Source organism: Rhodococcus sovatensis (assembly GCF_037327425.1).
Taxonomy (GTDB): domain Bacteria; phylum Actinomycetota; class Actinomycetes; order Mycobacteriales; family Mycobacteriaceae; genus Rhodococcoides; species Rhodococcoides sovatense.
On sequence record NZ_CP147846.1, the window covers coordinates 5,308,227 to 5,323,707 of the forward strand.

Annotated in this window: 18 protein-coding genes; 7 read left to right on the forward strand and 11 right to left on the reverse strand. The window is 62.8% G+C overall.

Annotated elements, in window-relative coordinates:
* Positions 1-5 precede the first annotated feature (5 nt).
* Both WDS16_RS24695 and WDS16_RS24700 read left to right on the forward strand, forming a co-directional pair.
* Entirely contained in the window at positions 6-1,436 is a 1,431-nt protein-coding gene (locus WDS16_RS24695) for an MFS transporter (RefSeq protein WP_338888507.1), read from the forward strand.
* Positions 1,433-2,419, forward strand: a complete 987-nt coding sequence (locus WDS16_RS24700; RefSeq protein WP_338888508.1) for an NAD(P)-dependent oxidoreductase — start codon at positions 1,433-1,435, stop codon at positions 2,417-2,419. Before WDS16_RS24695 ends, WDS16_RS24700 begins: the two co-directional genes overlap by 4 nt.
* Positions 2,420-2,562: 143 nt before the next feature.
* On the opposite strand, the gene WDS16_RS24705 is transcribed toward WDS16_RS24700, so the two are convergent.
* Complete coding sequence (locus WDS16_RS24705) at positions 2,563-3,666, reverse strand: NAD(P)/FAD-dependent oxidoreductase (RefSeq protein WP_338888510.1); 1,104 nt, start codon at positions 3,664-3,666, stop codon at positions 2,563-2,565.
* Positions 3,667-3,805: 139 nt separating this feature from the next.
* Between WDS16_RS24705 and WDS16_RS24710 the strand changes: the two genes are divergently transcribed.
* Together WDS16_RS24710 and WDS16_RS24715 are read left to right on the forward strand one after the other, a co-directional pair.
* Positions 3,806-4,330: an AAA family ATPase gene (locus tag WDS16_RS24710; protein WP_338888512.1), complete on the forward strand. Its 525-nt coding sequence runs from the start codon at positions 3,806-3,808 to the stop codon at positions 4,328-4,330.
* A gap of 41 nt (positions 4,331-4,371) precedes the next feature.
* A complete protein-coding gene (locus WDS16_RS24715) occupies positions 4,372-5,118 on the forward strand; it encodes a phosphotransferase family protein (RefSeq protein ID WP_338888514.1) in 747 nt (248 codons plus the stop codon).
* On the opposite strand, the gene WDS16_RS24720 is transcribed toward WDS16_RS24715, so the two are convergent.
* Genes WDS16_RS24720 through WDS16_RS24735 form a run of 4 tightly spaced genes read right to left on the reverse strand, consistent with a single transcriptional unit; the run spans position 5,115 to position 7,786 of the window.
* Positions 5,115-5,462: a hypothetical protein gene (locus tag WDS16_RS24720; RefSeq protein ID WP_338888516.1), complete on the reverse strand. Its 348-nt coding sequence runs from the start codon at positions 5,460-5,462 to the stop codon at positions 5,115-5,117. The genes WDS16_RS24715 and WDS16_RS24720 overlap by 4 nt on opposite strands.
* A 55-nt stretch (positions 5,463-5,517) precedes the next feature.
* Positions 5,518-6,564: an ABC transporter permease gene (locus WDS16_RS24725; RefSeq protein WP_338888518.1), complete on the reverse strand. Its 1,047-nt coding sequence runs from the start codon at positions 6,562-6,564 to the stop codon at positions 5,518-5,520.
* Between the two features lie 8 nt (positions 6,565-6,572).
* On the reverse strand, positions 6,573-7,388 hold the full coding sequence (locus tag WDS16_RS24730; RefSeq protein WP_338888520.1) for an ABC transporter ATP-binding protein: 816 nt from the start codon (positions 7,386-7,388) through the stop codon (positions 6,573-6,575).
* Positions 7,385-7,786, reverse strand: a complete 402-nt coding sequence (locus tag WDS16_RS24735) for a GntR family transcriptional regulator (RefSeq protein ID WP_338888522.1) — start codon at positions 7,784-7,786, stop codon at positions 7,385-7,387. The genes WDS16_RS24730 and WDS16_RS24735 overlap by 4 nt, the downstream gene beginning before the upstream one ends.
* Before the next feature lie 52 nt (positions 7,787-7,838).
* On the opposite strand from WDS16_RS24735, the gene WDS16_RS24740 reads away from it, so the two are divergent.
* The gene (locus WDS16_RS24740; RefSeq protein WP_338888524.1) at positions 7,839-9,323 is read left to right on the forward strand and encodes a protein adenylyltransferase SelO; all 1,485 of its coding nucleotides are present in this window, start codon (positions 7,839-7,841) and stop codon (positions 9,321-9,323) included.
* A 29-nt stretch (positions 9,324-9,352) separates the two neighbouring features.
* Here the strand turns inward: WDS16_RS24740 and WDS16_RS24745 are convergent, their stop codons facing one another.
* The 5 genes from WDS16_RS24745 to WDS16_RS24765 are packed head-to-tail and all read right to left on the reverse strand — an operon-like array spanning position 9,353 to position 11,623.
* The gene (locus tag WDS16_RS24745) at positions 9,353-9,571 is read right to left on the reverse strand and encodes an arginase family protein (RefSeq protein WP_338888526.1); all 219 of its coding nucleotides are present in this window, start codon (positions 9,569-9,571) and stop codon (positions 9,353-9,355) included.
* 30 nt (positions 9,572-9,601) lie between these two features.
* Entirely contained in the window at positions 9,602-9,874 is a 273-nt protein-coding gene (locus WDS16_RS24750; RefSeq protein WP_338893607.1) for a DUF4235 domain-containing protein, read from the reverse strand.
* On the reverse strand, positions 9,826-10,149 hold the full coding sequence (locus WDS16_RS24755; protein ID WP_338888528.1) for a DUF3618 domain-containing protein: 324 nt from the start codon (positions 10,147-10,149) through the stop codon (positions 9,826-9,828). Before WDS16_RS24755 ends, WDS16_RS24750 begins: the two co-directional genes overlap by 49 nt.
* On the reverse strand, positions 10,146-10,559 hold the full coding sequence (locus tag WDS16_RS24760) for a phage holin family protein (protein WP_338888530.1): 414 nt from the start codon (positions 10,557-10,559) through the stop codon (positions 10,146-10,148). The genes WDS16_RS24755 and WDS16_RS24760 overlap by 4 nt, the downstream gene beginning before the upstream one ends.
* On the reverse strand, positions 10,556-11,623 hold the full coding sequence (locus WDS16_RS24765) for a YihY/virulence factor BrkB family protein (RefSeq protein ID WP_338888532.1): 1,068 nt from the start codon (positions 11,621-11,623) through the stop codon (positions 10,556-10,558). Before WDS16_RS24765 ends, WDS16_RS24760 begins: the two co-directional genes overlap by 4 nt.
* Before the next feature lie 165 nt (positions 11,624-11,788).
* Here WDS16_RS24765 and WDS16_RS24770 point away from each other — a divergent pair, with 165 nt between their 5' ends.
* Together WDS16_RS24770 and WDS16_RS24775 are read left to right on the forward strand one after the other, a co-directional pair.
* The gene (locus WDS16_RS24770) at positions 11,789-12,850 is read left to right on the forward strand and encodes an NAD-dependent epimerase/dehydratase family protein (protein WP_338888534.1); all 1,062 of its coding nucleotides are present in this window, start codon (positions 11,789-11,791) and stop codon (positions 12,848-12,850) included.
* Positions 12,850-13,236 carry an ankyrin repeat domain-containing protein gene (locus tag WDS16_RS24775; protein ID WP_338893608.1) on the forward strand — a complete coding sequence of 129 codons (387 nt, stop codon included), beginning with the start codon at positions 12,850-12,852 and terminating at the stop codon, positions 13,234-13,236. The genes WDS16_RS24770 and WDS16_RS24775 overlap by 1 nt, the downstream gene beginning before the upstream one ends.
* A 42-nt stretch (positions 13,237-13,278) precedes the next feature.
* On the opposite strand, the gene WDS16_RS24780 is transcribed toward WDS16_RS24775, so the two are convergent.
* Positions 13,279-15,444 (reverse strand): catalase, encoded by a 2,166-nt coding sequence (locus WDS16_RS24780; RefSeq protein WP_338888536.1) that lies wholly within the window; start codon positions 15,442-15,444, stop codon positions 13,279-13,281.
* Between the last annotated feature and the right edge of the window lie 37 nt (positions 15,445-15,481).

Here is a 15,481-nt window from a genome sequence, read left to right on the forward strand (position 1 = left end):
GGGTTGTGACCGAACCGAAAGTCGAACTCGATCGAACCGGACGTGCATGGGCCGTGTTGGCGGTGGTGACGGGTGCCCTGTTCCTCGAAGGTATCGACATCGCGATGCTGAATGTGGCTGTTCCCAGCATCGCTGCAGATATCGGACTGTCCACCGGATCTGCCCACTGGGTTATCAGCGCCTATGTGCTGGCGTACGCAGGCTTCATGATCCTGGGTGGGCGCGTCGCCGACGTACTAGGGCGGCGACGGGTGTTCCTGGCTGCATTGACGGTGTTCATCGGGTTCTCCGTGGTGGGTGGGCTGGCGCAGGATTCGTCGGTGCTGATTGCGGCTCGGTTCATCACCGGGGCCACTGCAGGTTTCATGACGCCTGCGGGGTTCAGTCTGCTGACGACAGCGTTTTCCGAAGGGACACTTCGCAACAAGGCTCTGGCGATCTATGGCGCTGTCGGTGCATCTGGGTTTCTGCTCGGAGTGGTGGCCGGTGGCGTGCTCACCTCGTGGGGTTGGCGGACCGTGTTCTTCGCGCCCGCTGTTCTGGGATCGATCTTCCTAGTCGCAGGAGCGGTCTTCATTCCGCGGGAGGAGATCGATCGTGCTCGCGGTCGATTCGATGTCGGCGGTGCGGCTCTTCTCACCGCTGCAATGGTGTCGCTCGTGTACGGCATCGTTTCGCTAGGCGAATCTGTAGCCAACACAGCAGGATTGAGTTCGATCGTACTTGCGGTCGCACTGCTCGGGGCCTTCGTTCTCGTCGAACGCCGGGTAGCCGACCCGCTGATTCCGTCCGGCGTAGTGACTTCGGGATTGCTGCCGTGGGTGACCGCGGTAGGGTTGCTGTTCATCGGCGCGTTCTTCGCATGGCAGTTCATATTGACCTTGTACCTGCAAGAGTTGCTGGGCTGGAGTCCGTTGCACACCGGCCTCGCATTTGCGGCCATGGGGATCGAGCTGGTGATCGCACCCGTCCTGACCCCGCGCCTGGTCGAACGGTTCGGGAGTATCGCGGTGATGGTCGCAGGTCTCGTTGCCGTTGCCGTCGGATTTCTGGTGTCACTGCGCCTGGACGCAACGTCGGGGTTTGCAGACCTTCTGCCCTCGCTGTTGCTACTCGGTGTGGCATTCGCGTTCATCTACGGTCCGTTGACGTCCGCGTCCGTCGAAGGTGTCGAGGAGTCGGCACACGGCGTTGCGGGCGGGATCGTCTACACCGGATTCCAATTCGGTGCAGCACTGGGCATTTCACTGGCCACCATGGTGCTTGTGGCAGGTGGCGACGGTAACCTGGAGATCGACGACTACCGTCGGGCGCTTATCGTTCCAGCGTTGGCAGCTGGGCTTGCCCTTCTGGTCGGTGCGCTCACGTGGTTTCGTCGCCGGGCGAGGAAATCAGTAGCAGGCGCGGCGGAGTGCACACTAGCGTGTCCCGTGTGACGCCTCGACTACGCATTCTCGTGACGGGAAGTTCCGGCCATCTAGGCGAGGCGCTGGTTCGCGTGCTCGGGTCGCGCGGCCACCATGTTGTCGGGTTGGACATCGTGGCGTCGCCGTCCACCACTCACGTCGCGTCGATTGCCGACCGTGCGGCGGTTCGTGATGCGGTGGATGGCGTCGATGCGGTCGTGCATGCCGCGACGTTGCACAAGCCGCACGTCGACAGTCATTCGAGGCAGGACTTCATCGACGTCAACGTATCCGGAACGCTGTCGGGACTGGAGGAATCCGTGCGGGCAGGTGTCGGACGGTTCGTGTTCACCAGCTCTACGACGACGTTCGGCCGGGCGATGACGCCGCCCGCCGGTGCGCCGGCGTCGTGGATCACCGAAGACGTCGTCCCTGTTCCGCGAAACATCTACGGGACGACCAAGACTGCAGCGGAGGACCTGGGTCGGCTGTTCGCGCAGGATCACGGCCTCCCGGTTGTGGTGCTGCGGACTTCGCGATTCTTCCCGGAAGCAGACGACCGACCGGATGTTCGACAGGCTTACTCGGACGCGAATCTGAAGACGAACGAATTGCTCTATCGGAGGGTCGATATCGCCGACGCCGTCGATGCTCACGAATGCGCGCTGGAGTCCGCCCAACGGATCGGATTCGGCCGGTACATCATCAGTGCCACAACGCCGTTCCAGGAATCGGACCGCGCCGAATTGAGGGCCGACGCTCCCGCAGTGGTGCAGCGACTCTTCCCTCGGTACGCACAAATCTACGAGGAGTTGGGGTGGCAGATGTTTCCGAGTCTTGACCGGATCTATCTCAACACCGCGGCTCGTCGGGATCTGGGGTGGCAGCCCGTCCATGACTTCGCCTCAGCCCTGGCGCAGCTCGAGCGCGGGGAGTCGCCGTTCAGTCCGCTCACGTCACAAATCGGGCTGAAGGGGTATCACGACACGCCCACTGGTCCTTACACCCGATGACGCAGACCCCGGTCCTTCCTACAACCGAGATGTGCGTTTACAACGTCGATCCGGGTTGTAAACGAACATCTCGGTTGTGAAGAGTGGGCTCGATCCACGGGTCCTCACACCAGTAGTGGAACGCACACCCCTGTGGTTGATGATCACGACCAGCTGTAGCTGAAGGGCCCGCGGTGGCCGAACCACATCGTCGACGAGCACAGTTGTTCTTTGATGAGTGCGGCAGGGCGGCCGGTGAGCACGGCGCGGGGGCGTGGCGTGTCGTACGAGTTGACCGATTGGAACAGTGCGTTCTTTCTCCCCAGACTGATGCACTGTGCGGCGAATTTTCGACGGACTTCTTTCGGGTCTCTCGCGGCAATGAGGTGCAGGACAGTCTCGGCTGCGTGGATGCCGGATGGGATGGCGGCCTGGCAGCTCATCCGCAGGGGTGACTGCGTGAGGGTTGCTGCATCGCCTGCGCCGACGATTGCGGTATCGCTCGAACTGACGAGAGTGTTGTGTACCGTCAGGGCGCCTCGTGAATCCGTGTCCAGGGAACTCGCCCGAGCGACTTCCGGTACGCCCACCGTCGAAGCGAGAATGGTGAGATCGGAGGCAAGAGAACGGCCGTCGGCGAGTTCGACACGTCCGCTGTGTATGCCGACAACTGGCGTGTAGGCGTGGATCTCGACGCCGTTCGAGGTGAGGTGTCCGTGGATGCGGCGTCGCCCTCGATCGCTCACGGTGGGAGCAAGCTGCTGGTCGGTGACCAGGCGGATGCTGTGGCGTGTGCTCTCGGCAAGTTCGGCGGCCGTCTCGATGCCCGTCAATCCACCGCCGACGATGGTGATCACTGAACCTGTGGCCAACTCCTCCAGCCGATGGCGGGTAATGCGTGCATCCTCGAGAGTGCCCAGTGTGCGAGCATGGGCGCCGGCACCTGGAATAGTGTGTGTGCGGCTGTCGCTACCGACCGCATAGATGAGGTAGTCGTAGTCGAGGGTCTCGTTGGTGTCCAGTCGAATGCGTCGCGCCTGAGGTTCGATTGCTACTGCGGTGCCGATTGTTATTGCCGCGCCCGGTAGCACCGATTCCAGCGGCACTACTGCAGCGTGACCACCGACGACGTACTGGTGCAGCCGTATCCGCTCGACGAACTCGGACCTAGGGTTGACCACCGTGACGTCTGCATCGGACTTGGCCAAGCGTGTGGCGGCACTGACACCGGCGTATCCCGCACCGAGGATCACGACTTTCGGGCTCACGGCGCTCCCTTCGTTGGGTGTCTTTGACTCTACGTACACGGCTGCCACGAAAGGCTCGGATCGAGAGGGATCTCACGCCTGCCCGGGTATCGGCCGAAAGCGAACGTTGTAGTCGTTGCACTGCGGTTAGTGTTGAGCAGTGATCATCTGGTTGAACGGGACTCACGGTGTCGGTAAGTCGACGACTAGTCTGCGGGTTCAACAGTTGGTTCCTGACTCGCGAGTGTTCGACGCAGAAAAGGTCGGGGAGACACTGATGGACATCAAGCCCGGATTGCCGGCGACAGACAATTTTCAGCATTGGCCACCGTGGCGACCGCTGGTGATCGAGACGGCTCGTCGGATTCTCGACTACACGGGCGGGGTGTTGGTGATGCCGATGACTGTTCTGACCGAGGCGTACTGGGACGAGATCAGCGGTGGCCTTGCCGAACATGGGATTCCCGTGAAGCACTTCGTGTTGCACGCCGATGAGGCCAGCTTGCGTCAGCGCATCATGGACGACGCGATCATGGGGCCGTCGACTTTTCGGCTGAGCCATCTGCAGACGTATGTCGATGCAGCCGAGACGTGGCTGCACGCCGCCGGCGAAGTAGTCGACACATCCGGCATCGGTGCGGCCGACACAGCTCGTCGTGTCGTCGATGCACTCGGCGGAGCGTAAATTCGGCGACAGCGGCTGTCGTCGCAGCCATACTTACCGACGTGACAACGGTCGAGGTAGTCGTCGCCCACGATGAGCGTGCGACGGTGCGTGTCGGCGGTGTGTTCTTGAAGGTCGACGCCGACCAGTCGAACACCGACGTCGAGGTCGAAGCTATGCGACGGGCACCCGTCCCGACTGCGACGATTCTGTGGCGCAAATCGCCGGTGCTTGCGCTCGCCGCTGTTCGGGGTACTGCCCTTGCCCATCTCGGTGAACCGTCCACAGCCTCACCAGCGGCGTGGGCTGCAGCGGGACAAGCGATACGGAAGCTGCACGACGCACCGTTGCCGCCATGGCGAGGCCGCAGCCTCGATGAGCTTTCCAGTGAACTCGACCGCGAATGTGCGTGGCTGAACAGGAGCGGGATAGTCCCAACCGCCGTCGTCGAATACAACCGACGAATTGCCGAAGGTGCACTGAGACAGTGGACGCCGGTGTTCACCCACGGCGACCTCCAAGCGTCGCATGTGTTCGTCTCCGGCGACGAGGTCACTGGCATTCTCGACTGGTCCGAGGCGGCATCGGGCGATCCCCTCTACGATCTCGCCACAGTGACGCTGGGGCATCCAGAACAACTCGACGATGTCATCGCCGGCTATGGCACAGATGTCGACCGCGAGGTCATCCACGCGTGGTGGTCCTTGCGCAGCTTGAGAGGTGTCCGTTGGTTGGTCGAGCACGGTTTCGATCCGACCGCGCCGGGTTGCGAAGTGGACGTACTGATGAGACAGGCCAATCGGGGCTAGCGGAGAGGCGACACGTCCGGGCCCGCACCGGTACTGAGCCGGTAGTTGTGGGCCAGGGACACGATCAGGCTGGGTGCGCCGTTGACGAACAGCAGTACCGCGATCGCAATTGCGACGGAAAGCCACGGCTGTGACAACCAGTAGATGTTTCCGAATTGGACGGCTGAGACGAGGCTCAGGATCCACCCCACTGTCTGGACACGACGAACACGGCGAGCGGGTCTGACCGGATAGGACCCTGACATCGTCGGCAGTCTACGGCCGTAGTTTTCCCGTGCAGCGAGCAGCGCGGCTGCCGTGTGCAGCACCACGGCCAGCACTGCTGCTGTCGTTGCGATCAGCATGTGCACGTCCTTTCGTCAGCCCCACCGGGAAGTCTCTCATTCTCCCAGCGTGATGTCACGGACGTAGTCGGCGGACCAGAAACAGCGATCCGGCGCAGGCGAGCGCAGAAACCAGCAGTGCAAGAGCAGCTTCGGTGCTTTGGAAGCGCCAGAAGCTACTGTCTTCGAAGTACTCGATCTCGAATCGGTCGGCGCCTTGGCGTCCGATGCACTGGTTGTGGCGGACGATCTGCTCTTGATTCAGCGCGTCGGATCGCCTCTCCCAATCGGCGTAGGTCTCTTCTGGGCGCTGCTGCATCTCGTTCCAGAACGACTCGTCCTCCGCGCAGAGCGCGTAGTCGATGTCGACAACGTTGCCGTCGACGTCGACATAGTTCTGGCCGATGGTCCACCTGGACGCGGGACCGTACGAAATGAACTCGCCGGACTGCACAAGGTCGACGAGCGGCTGGCTCTCCACCAGCGGCGTCGCATAGTGCTGGCGGACCACGGTGGATACGAGAACCGAGAGGCCGACGGTCGCGATCAGCGTCAGGGCCATTGCCCCGATAGTGTTGCGCAGCAACAACGCACACATGCTGCCGATCATCAGTGCCACCGCAGTGTAGGCGGCAGGCATCAGTGCCTCGGTTTCGAAGATCGGGTAGTCGAAGCGAGATCGCCCGGTACCGCCGGATATGGACCAGAAGCCGGAACTGTCGGGCAACCGAGTCCACGAGAACACGAGGCCGTGCACCAGCATGGCCAGGATGATCGGCACGAATAGGACGAGGACGCGGGAGAAGTACCAGCGCACGCGTCCGACCGACTGCGACAGCGACAGTACGTGCGTTCCGCGTTCGATATCTCGCGAGAACACCGTAACCCCGACGAACAGCCCGATGAGGCTGGGAAGGGCGACCGTGACCAATGTCGTTCCCGTCAACGCGTTCTGCGCCACGCACACAGTCGAATCGACTCCGAAGCAGGAGAAGAACGTGTCGTAACTGTTTGCGTAGGGGTAGTTCCGAAGAATCAGTGACGATCCCGCAGTCACCACTGAAACAAGTGCAACGACTCCGAGGGCGCCGAGCAGAGTGGCGCGGAATTGTCGATATGTCACCCACAACATCACTCCACCCCGCTCAGGTGCGCCAGTACGACGTCGTCGAGAGTGGCTGGAAGGACTGTGGAGTCGGGCCGCGGCCCGCGGATGACTGAGGTCCCGCCGATCACCCCGACTATCTCCCCATCCGGCGCAGACGTAGTTCCCCTCACGACATAGTGTTCGTTCACGATATCCTCGGTATTCCCGTTCAATTGCATTCGGCCACTGCGTAATAGGAGTAGTCGGTCAGCGACGTCGACGAGATCGGCCAGCACGTGGGAGGACAGCACGATCGTTGTTCCTCGGTCGGCCGCATCGCTCATGAGTAGCTGTGCGACAGCGCGTCGGGCGACAGGATCGAGGTCGGCGAGTGGTTCGTCGAGCAGCACGATCTCTGGAAGTCGGCCCAGCACAAGCGCAATCGCGATGCGAGTCCGCTGTCCCGGCGAGAGTCGCTTGATCTTCGTGCGCTGGTCGAGGCCGGCCTCCTCGACGATTCTGTTGGCGTAGGCGTCGTCCCATCGGTCGTTGGTGTCGCGGCCGAACCGCAGCATTTCGGCGATGGAGAAGCGTGCGAACAACGGCTTGTGCTGAGCCAGATACGACAGCCCGGGTGCGATCCCGCGGTCGTCGACCGAGTGTCCGAGGACTGTCACCTCACCTGCATCGGCATGCAGCAGTCCGACGATCATCGACATCAGCGTCGTCTTGCCTGCACCGTTGGAACCGACGAGTGCGGTGATCGAACCCCGCGGCAGCGAGAAGGAACACTGATCGACTACAGGCCGACGGCGAAACGACTTGCTGAGCTCCGAGACCTCGAGCACTGTATCCGTCACGTCTGTGGTCCTTCCGGTTCGGGGAATTCACGGTCGAGTGCAGCGGCGAAGAGGGCTTCGAGGTCGGTGCGTTCGAGGCCGGCGCTCGCGCCGTGGCCCACCCACGTGTCGAGTTCTGCAGCGAGCGCTGACTTTTCGGCCATGCCTGCCTTGACGAGTGTGCCGGTGACGAACGTGCCGAGGCCAGGCCGCCCCTCTGCCAACCCGTCGTGCTCGAGTTCCTTGTATGCCTTCAACACGGTGTTCGGGTTGATTGCGAGCGTCGAGACGACGTCTTTCGCTGTCGGCAGCTTGTCGCCGACAGCGAGGTCCCCGCGTCGCAAAGCGTGTTTGACCTGTAGGACCAGCTGAACGTACGTCGGAATGCCCGAGCGTCGGTCGATTCGAAATTCGATCACCCTGCACCCTTTCACTAATGTTGTAGGTAATTAAAGTCATGGGGTAACGCTCATGTCAAGTACGCAGCTACCCTCGGGTATGGCCGTTTTGCAGAACCACCCCCTGTCCGGTTTGGAGAGCACGTACGCCGACGAGCTCGCCGAACTCACCGTGCGCTGGCAGGGCGCTGAGGCCCCGGATCCGACGCTGTTGGTGGTGAACGAACAACTCGCGCAATCACTCGGGCTGGACGTGGACCGACTGCGTCAGGAAGTTGGGATCTTGTCCGGCGGCGTTGCACCGGCAGATTCCACCCCGGTTGCGATGGCGTACGCCGGCCACCAGTTCGGTGGGTATGCACCGCTCCTCGGCGACGGTCGCGCTCTGCTACTCGGGGAGCTGCACGACAGCGAGGGACGGCGCGTGGACCTACACCTGAAAGGTTCGGGGCGCACACCGTTCTCGCGTGGCGGCGACGGTTATGCGGTGGTCGGTCCGATGCTTCGGGAGTACCTGATCAGCGAGGCAATGTTCGCTCTCGGTATTCCCACGACCCGCTCGCTGTCGGTGGTCGCGACCGGACGCGGCGTGCTGCGCGATGGTGTCGAGCCCGGTGCCGTGCTGGCCAGGGTGGCCTCGAGTCACATTCGCGTCGGGACGTTCGAGTTCGCGGTTCGCCGAGAGGGTGCCCTGGGCCCACTCGCGGACTATGCGATCGCCCGTCACTACCCCGAGCTGATCGATCGGCCCGACCGCTACCTCGCGTTCTTCGAAGCGGTGGTGGAAGCGCAGGCGTCGCTGGTGGCGCAGTGGATGCTGGTCGGCTTCGTGCACGGCGTCATGAACACCGACAACACCACCATTTCCGGACAGACTATCGACTACGGTCCGTGCGCGTTCCTCGACGCATACGACCCCGCCGCGGTGTTCAGTTCGATCGACCAGCGCGGCCGCTACGCCTTTGGGAATCAGCCTGCAGTGCTGACGTGGAACCTGGCTCGGTTCGGCGAAACTCTTCTCGGGCTGGTGGCAACTACCCCGGACGACGCAATCTCGTCGGTAACAGCAGTTTTGGAGTCTTTCTCCACGCGCTACGACGCCCACTTCGCGGCCGGGATGGCCGCCAAACTCGGTCTCGGAGCTTACACCGGCACACTGGTAGACGATCTGCTGACGATCATGGAGGACCACCGAGCCGATTGGACCGGCACCTTCCGTGCTCTTGCCGGCGAACTCCGGGGCAATCCGGGCCCGCTCGATTCGTTGATAGCGCGCGAGCACATCGGGCCATGGCTCGAGCGCTGGCGCAGAGAACTCGCGGGCCAGGATGTCTCGACCGTCGCCGACGCCATGGACCGCGTCAATCCGGTGTACATACCGCGCAACCACCGCGTCGACGCTGCGCTTCGTGCCGCGACCGACGGCGATCTGGGACCGTTCGAGACGCTGTTGGATGTCGTGACGCACCCGTTCGAACGTCGTGATGCGTGGTCGGATTACGCCGGTGCCGCACCCGAGGATTTCAGTGCCGGGTTCCAGACATTCTGTGGGACGTGACGGCTCAGCTCACAGAGCGCCTGGCAGGTTCAGTGCGTGCGCCAATCCATTGCGTTCTGCGCCCTTGGCTGTGCGGGGTCGGGGGCCCAGATCTGTTGCGGCAGATCACCGAGATCGTGCACGTCGATGCCGACCTCGATGAGCGCCGTCGACACGCCGGCGTCACGGAGAGCCTGAGGTGCCTGATCCTGTCCTGCGGCGTAACTTCCCGCACTGCTCGGAACGCCGATCACACTGAGGGATGTCATCGCTCGAGCTCATCAAGCACCGGAGATTCCTTACTTTGGATCTTCGTTCGCGAGCGCACGGTAACCGGTAGCTCCGGCGCGATCGACAGCCGCCTTGACGAGACCGAAGACTGCGCCGTGGATCGCTGCAGCGATGAGAACCTCTTGTACGGAGCGGTTGAGGTCCTTCGGATCAGGAGCTTCGACATCGTTGTCTCCGACGTATTTCCATACCTGCTTGAACACCACACCGGCCAGGAGACCGCCGAGCACGCTCATTCCGAGCGACAGCGGCTTGTAGAAGGCTTTGGACACGGTACTGATCGCAGGAACCTCCTCGCGCGCCGTCGACGAAGCACAACCGTCACGAGGACACCCGTCAGGACCGCGCCGACGATGCCGGCCACGATGTTCGGATTGTCCTTCACCGCCTCGGACGCCTTCGACGCCTGCGCCACAGCCTCATTGCGGACCCTGGTCGGGACATCGGCTTTGTCCGCGAGTGCAGCTACGGTCTCGGCGAGCTCGGCGCGTTGTTCTTCCACGCTCGGCTCTGGGTGATTGCTGTGTGCGGATGCGTCCGCGTGCTTGCCGGTCATCGGATTCCCTTCTGTATTGCAGCGATGTCTTCGCTGACGCTGGCGGCAGTGTCCTGGGGAACCGGCGGCACTGCCTTCTTCGCTTTCGAGGCGCCGACGGCAGCCATGATTCCACCCAGCGCGAGCACGGCGACAGCGACGACAAGGGCCGCGAGCCACGCGGAGAGCACCGTTGCCAGTCCCAAGACTGCCGTCGCGATGAGTGTGGCGAGACCGAGGAACACGAGCACGGCGCCTGCTCCTGAGATACCGATCCCGATTCCGACGCGCGTGCCCTTCTCCTTTACTTCGGCCATTCCCGCGTTGATTTCCGTCCGTACCAGCGTGCCGACCTGTTCGGTGAGCCGTTCCACCAACTGCACTGTGGACATGTCGGCGGCTTGACCGTCCTGGTTCACATCGTGATTCATCTTCTCTCCTTGCTGCTTTCGGGTGCGTGGGATTCACGCAGCCGACGCCCCTGCTCGACGACGTCTGCATCCTTTTTGTCGTTCTTGTCGGATACTCGGGTGTCGCGCGGCGGCAGTTGCAACCGCTCCTCGGCGACGATCCCGGCTTGTAGCTGGCGTCCCCGCTCGAGTTCGGAGTCCAACTCCGCACCGAACAGCAGCGCCAGATTGGTGATCCACAGCCACAGCAGGAAGATGATTGCTCCTGCCAGCGATCCGTAGGTCTTGTTGTAGCTGGAGAAGTTCGCAACATAGAAGCCGAATCCGACGGTCGCCAGAATCCATACGATGATGCCGACTGCGGCGCCATAGCTGATCCATCTGAACTTCGGTTGTTGGATGTTCGGTGTGGCGTAGTACAGGATGGCCACGGCCAGGACCACAACTGCGAGCACGAGCGGCCACCGGGCGATGTTCCACACCGTCAGCGCCGTGTCACCGAGCCCCACAATGTCTCCGACGGCAGCTGCAACGGGCCCGCTGATCGCGAGCATCACGGCCGCACACGCGATGAGAATCAACGCGATCAGTGTCACCAGGAGCATCACCGGGCGCAGCTTCCACACCGGGCGGCCCTCGTCGACCTCGTACATTCGATTCATCGCCCGGCCGAACGCTCCGACATATCCCGAGGCGGACCACAGTGCGCCGGCGACACCGATGATCAATGCAAACCCTGCGGTGGGGGCCTGGACCAGCTGTTCGATCGGACCGCGCAACGTGTCCACGGCCGACGACGGTCCGAGGTCTCCGACTACCTGCAACACCCCGTCGACCGTCGCCTGCCCTTGCCCGAAAACTCCGAGGAGTGAGACTATCGCCAGTATGGCCGGAAACAGCGACAGCACTGCGTAATAGGTCAGCGCGGCAGCCAGATCGGTGCATTGATCACGCGAGAACTCGCGCACGGTTTTCTTCAACACGTACAACCACGATGGTTTGGTCAGGTCGGTCGGCGAATCGGCCTTGCGTGGGTCGTCGGGATCAGCGTCGACTGGTGCGGATGAAGCCGAATTTTCTTTCACAACAGGTCCATACCCGGACGGTTCGACTGGAAACACAGGGTTTGAACCATCGAGGGTTTGGAGCATCGAGCATCGGGGATCCGAACAGGATGAAATCGAAGGCGTCGAAGAGCGCGAGAACGATGAAATCGAAGGCGTCGAAGAGCGCGAGAACAAGGTGAGACCGTGCGGATAGCGGTGACGGGTGCGACCGGAAATGTGGGCACCGCACTGTTGCGGACGATCGGCGCCGAGACGGATGTGGTCGGTCTCGTTCGTCGCCCTCCCGCCCTCGTCGAACCGTACGACCGGGCGAGCTGGGCGTCGGTGGACCTGGCGTCAGCGGACTCGGAAAGTACTTTGGCAGAGATCTTTTCGACGGTCGATGTCGTGGTACATCTGGCCGTTTCGTTTCAACCGATGCGCGATCGGGGCTATCTCGAACGAGTGAACGTCGGTGGCACGGCCAGGGTTGCGCGTGCATGTGCTGCAGCAGGCGTGACGCACCTGATCCACATGTCCTCGGGCGGAATCTACTCTGCCGGCGCCTACGGTGTGGAGGTCGACGAGTATTGGCCACGATCAGGAGTACCGACGTCGACGTACAGCATGGACAAGGCGGCGGCCGAGCTCGTGCTGGACCGATTCGAGAGTGCCCACCCGGAAGTGACGGTGGCCCGGGTGCGCCCAGGGCTGATCGGTCAGTACGAGTTCGGTAGTGCCCTGCTGAGATACGCGCTTCCCGACGTCGTTCCGTCCTCGGTTGTGGACCACCTTCCCGTCCTACCGATCGACCGGACGTTCACGGTCCCGGCTGTGCACTCGAACGACGTGGCCGATGCGGTCGTCCGAATACTGGACCGACGCGCGAGTGGGCCGTTCAATCTGGCAGCGCCGACTCCGGTCCGCGCCGATGATGTGGCAGATGCTCTGAGCGCGCGAATTGTCCCCACATCGCAGCGGGTTCTGTCGGCTGCGCTGCGAGCAGGGTTCGCGGTGCACGTATTACCTGTGCACCCCGGGTGGGTCGATCTGGCCTTTGCGACGCCGTTGCTCGACAGTGGCCGAGCTGAGCGCGAACTCGGGTGGGCGCCGTCCGTCGACGGTCCCGAGGTGCTGAGAGAGACGGTGCGCGGAATGCGGGAACGCGCGCACGCCGCAAGCCCACCGATGCGGAAGAGAACGGCCTCTGATCGCGTGCGGTCGTTCGGCCGACGAGGCTTCGTCTCGCGGGGGAGGCCGTCGTGATGGACGACGAAGTCCTGGCCGTCTTTCATCGCGCGTTCGACAGCGCACGAAGTGGAGATGCCGTGTGGCTGCGGGCTTTTGTCGATGCGGGTGGGTCGGTCGATCTGACCAACGACAAGGGTGACACGCTGTTGGTACTCGCGGCCTATCACGTTCACCTCGACACGGTGTCGGTGCTGCTCGAGCTGGGCGCAGAGGTCGACCGGGTCAACGACAACGGCCAGACTGCTTTGGCAGCGGCTGTGTTTCGCCGATCCGAGTCGATCGTTCGTGCTCTGCTCGACGCCGGGGCGGACCCGGCAGCGGGAGTTCGGTCGGCGCATGCGATCGCGCAGTTCTTCGAATTGCCCGAGATGGCTGCGCTGCTCGGCCCGGCGAGTGAGTAGCTACCTTCGGCGGTAGCTGTTCACTCACCGGGTGCCAGCTTCCTACCTTCGGGCCCGCTTCGCCCTGACCGCCGGCTTAGCCTTGACCGCCGGCTTGGCCTTGACAGCCCCGGCCTCCGGCTTCGCAGGCGCGACCTCCGACGCCATCACGGCCGCGGCGCGATCCCACGCCCGGTGCAGCCCGACTGCGGAGAGCACCGCGTCGTTGAACGCCTTCACTGCAGTGTCGCCGACTATCACACCGGGTTCTGTCGTCCCGATACCCGCTCGTTCGAGGATCGCCGTACCGTCACCCCATGCTGCGATCGCTTTGCAGTGACGAAATGCCTCCTGCAGCAACACGATCAACTTGATATCGGTCGATGGTGTCGTTCCGCCTGCGACGACGAATGCGTCGAATTCGATCGAGCGGACCGTCAAGAACGTGCGCTCGACGACCTGCGTCCTGACGCCTTTGCCGAGCACGCCACCGGCGGCGGCGATGACGTGCACCGTCGCCCCCCGCCTCGCAGCGGCTGTGCGGAGCTTGCCGATGCCCGAGAGGTCGGATCCCGAATCGGCGATGACGCCGATCTTTCGTCCCGCGATAGGTCCCGGGGTGTCGATGATCTGGGACAGCGCGGGTGAGACGAACACGTCTTCCATAGGCGTACCGGCGGGCGCAGGAAGCCCGAGTCCTGCGGCGACGCGCTCGCACAGATCGGTGTCGACGTTGGCGAGGACGGCGAGTTCGCGTTCCTTGATCGACTGCTCGAATACCTTGCCCAGTTCGAATGTGAAGGCTTCGACCACATGGTCCTGCTCGATCGCAGTGAGGCTGCGGTAGAACATAGTCGACTGCGTGAAGTGGTCGTCGAAGGACGCCGGGTTCGCACGCACCGCCCGACCCTCGATGACGCGTTCGGTCTGCACGTAGCCGTGATCGTTCGCCCCTGCCACCTCCGGTTCACCACCGTCGACGGTGTTGTTCAGGTATGGGGCAAGTCCGGTGTGCACTGCGGTTTGGTGCATACCGTCTCGCAGCATGTCGTTGACCGGTGCGTGTGGACGATTGATGGGGAGCTGTGAGAAGTTCGGTCCTCCCAAACGAGTGATCTGGGTGTCCAGGTACGAGAACAGCCTCGCCTGCATCAGCGGATCGTTGGTGACCTCGATGCCGGGGACGAGATGCCCGGTATGGAATGCGACCTGCTCGGTTTCGGCGAAGTAGTTCGTGGGATTTCGGTCGAGGGTGAGCTTGCCGATCGGCTGCACTGGAACCAGTTCTTCCGGAACGAGTTTCGTCGGATCCAGCAGATCGATCCCCTGGAAGGTGTCGGTGCCGTCGTCGGGCATGACCTGGATGCCGAACTCGTACTCGAGTGGGGCGCCGGCTTTGATGCCGTCGGCCATGTCGCGACGGTGGAAGTCCGGGTCGACGCCGGCCGCGATCTGGGCTTCTTCCCATACCAGCGAATGCACACCGGCGACGGGCTTCCAATGGAACTTCACGAGTGACGTCTTGCCCTCGGCGTCGACAAGACGGAAGGTGTGAACGCCGAAGCCTTCCATCGTTCGATACGACCGCGGAATCCCGCGATCGCTCATGTTCCACATGACGTGGTGGGTTGCCTCGGTGTGGAGGGAGACGAAGTCCCAGAACGAGTCGTGTGCCGATTGTGCCTGCGGAAGTTCGATGTCCGGTTGTGGCTTTCCCGCGTGTATGACGTCCGGGAACTTGATTCCGTCCTGGATGAAGAACACAGGGATGTTGTTTCCGACGAGGTCGAAAGTGCCTTCGTCGGTGTAGAACTTGACGGCGAAGCCGCGAGTGTCGCGTACTGTGTCCGCGGATCCACGAGAACCGAGAACTGTCGAAAAGCGCACGAACACAGGTGTTGTGCGGCCGCGGTTGGCAAGGAATCCAGCCTTGGTCACCGTCTTGGCGGAGCCGTAGGACTCGAAGGTTCCGTGGGCTGCGGCGCCGCGTGCATGTACGACCCGCTCGGGAATTCGCTCGTGATCGAAATGGGTGATTTTTTCACGAAGATGGAAGTCCTCGAGCAGTGTCGGTCCACGATCACCGGCTTTGAGTGAATGGTCGGTGTCGGGAACGCGTACACCTTGGGCCGTGGTGAGGAAGTCTCCGGACTGCGCGCGGCTGTCGTGCGACCCGGTGGGGCCGACGGGTGCGGGTGCAGATTGGTCTGGCCGAGGGAGCGGTGGCATAGGACGACAACTTTCGTCTGGGATGGTTCGCGAACGC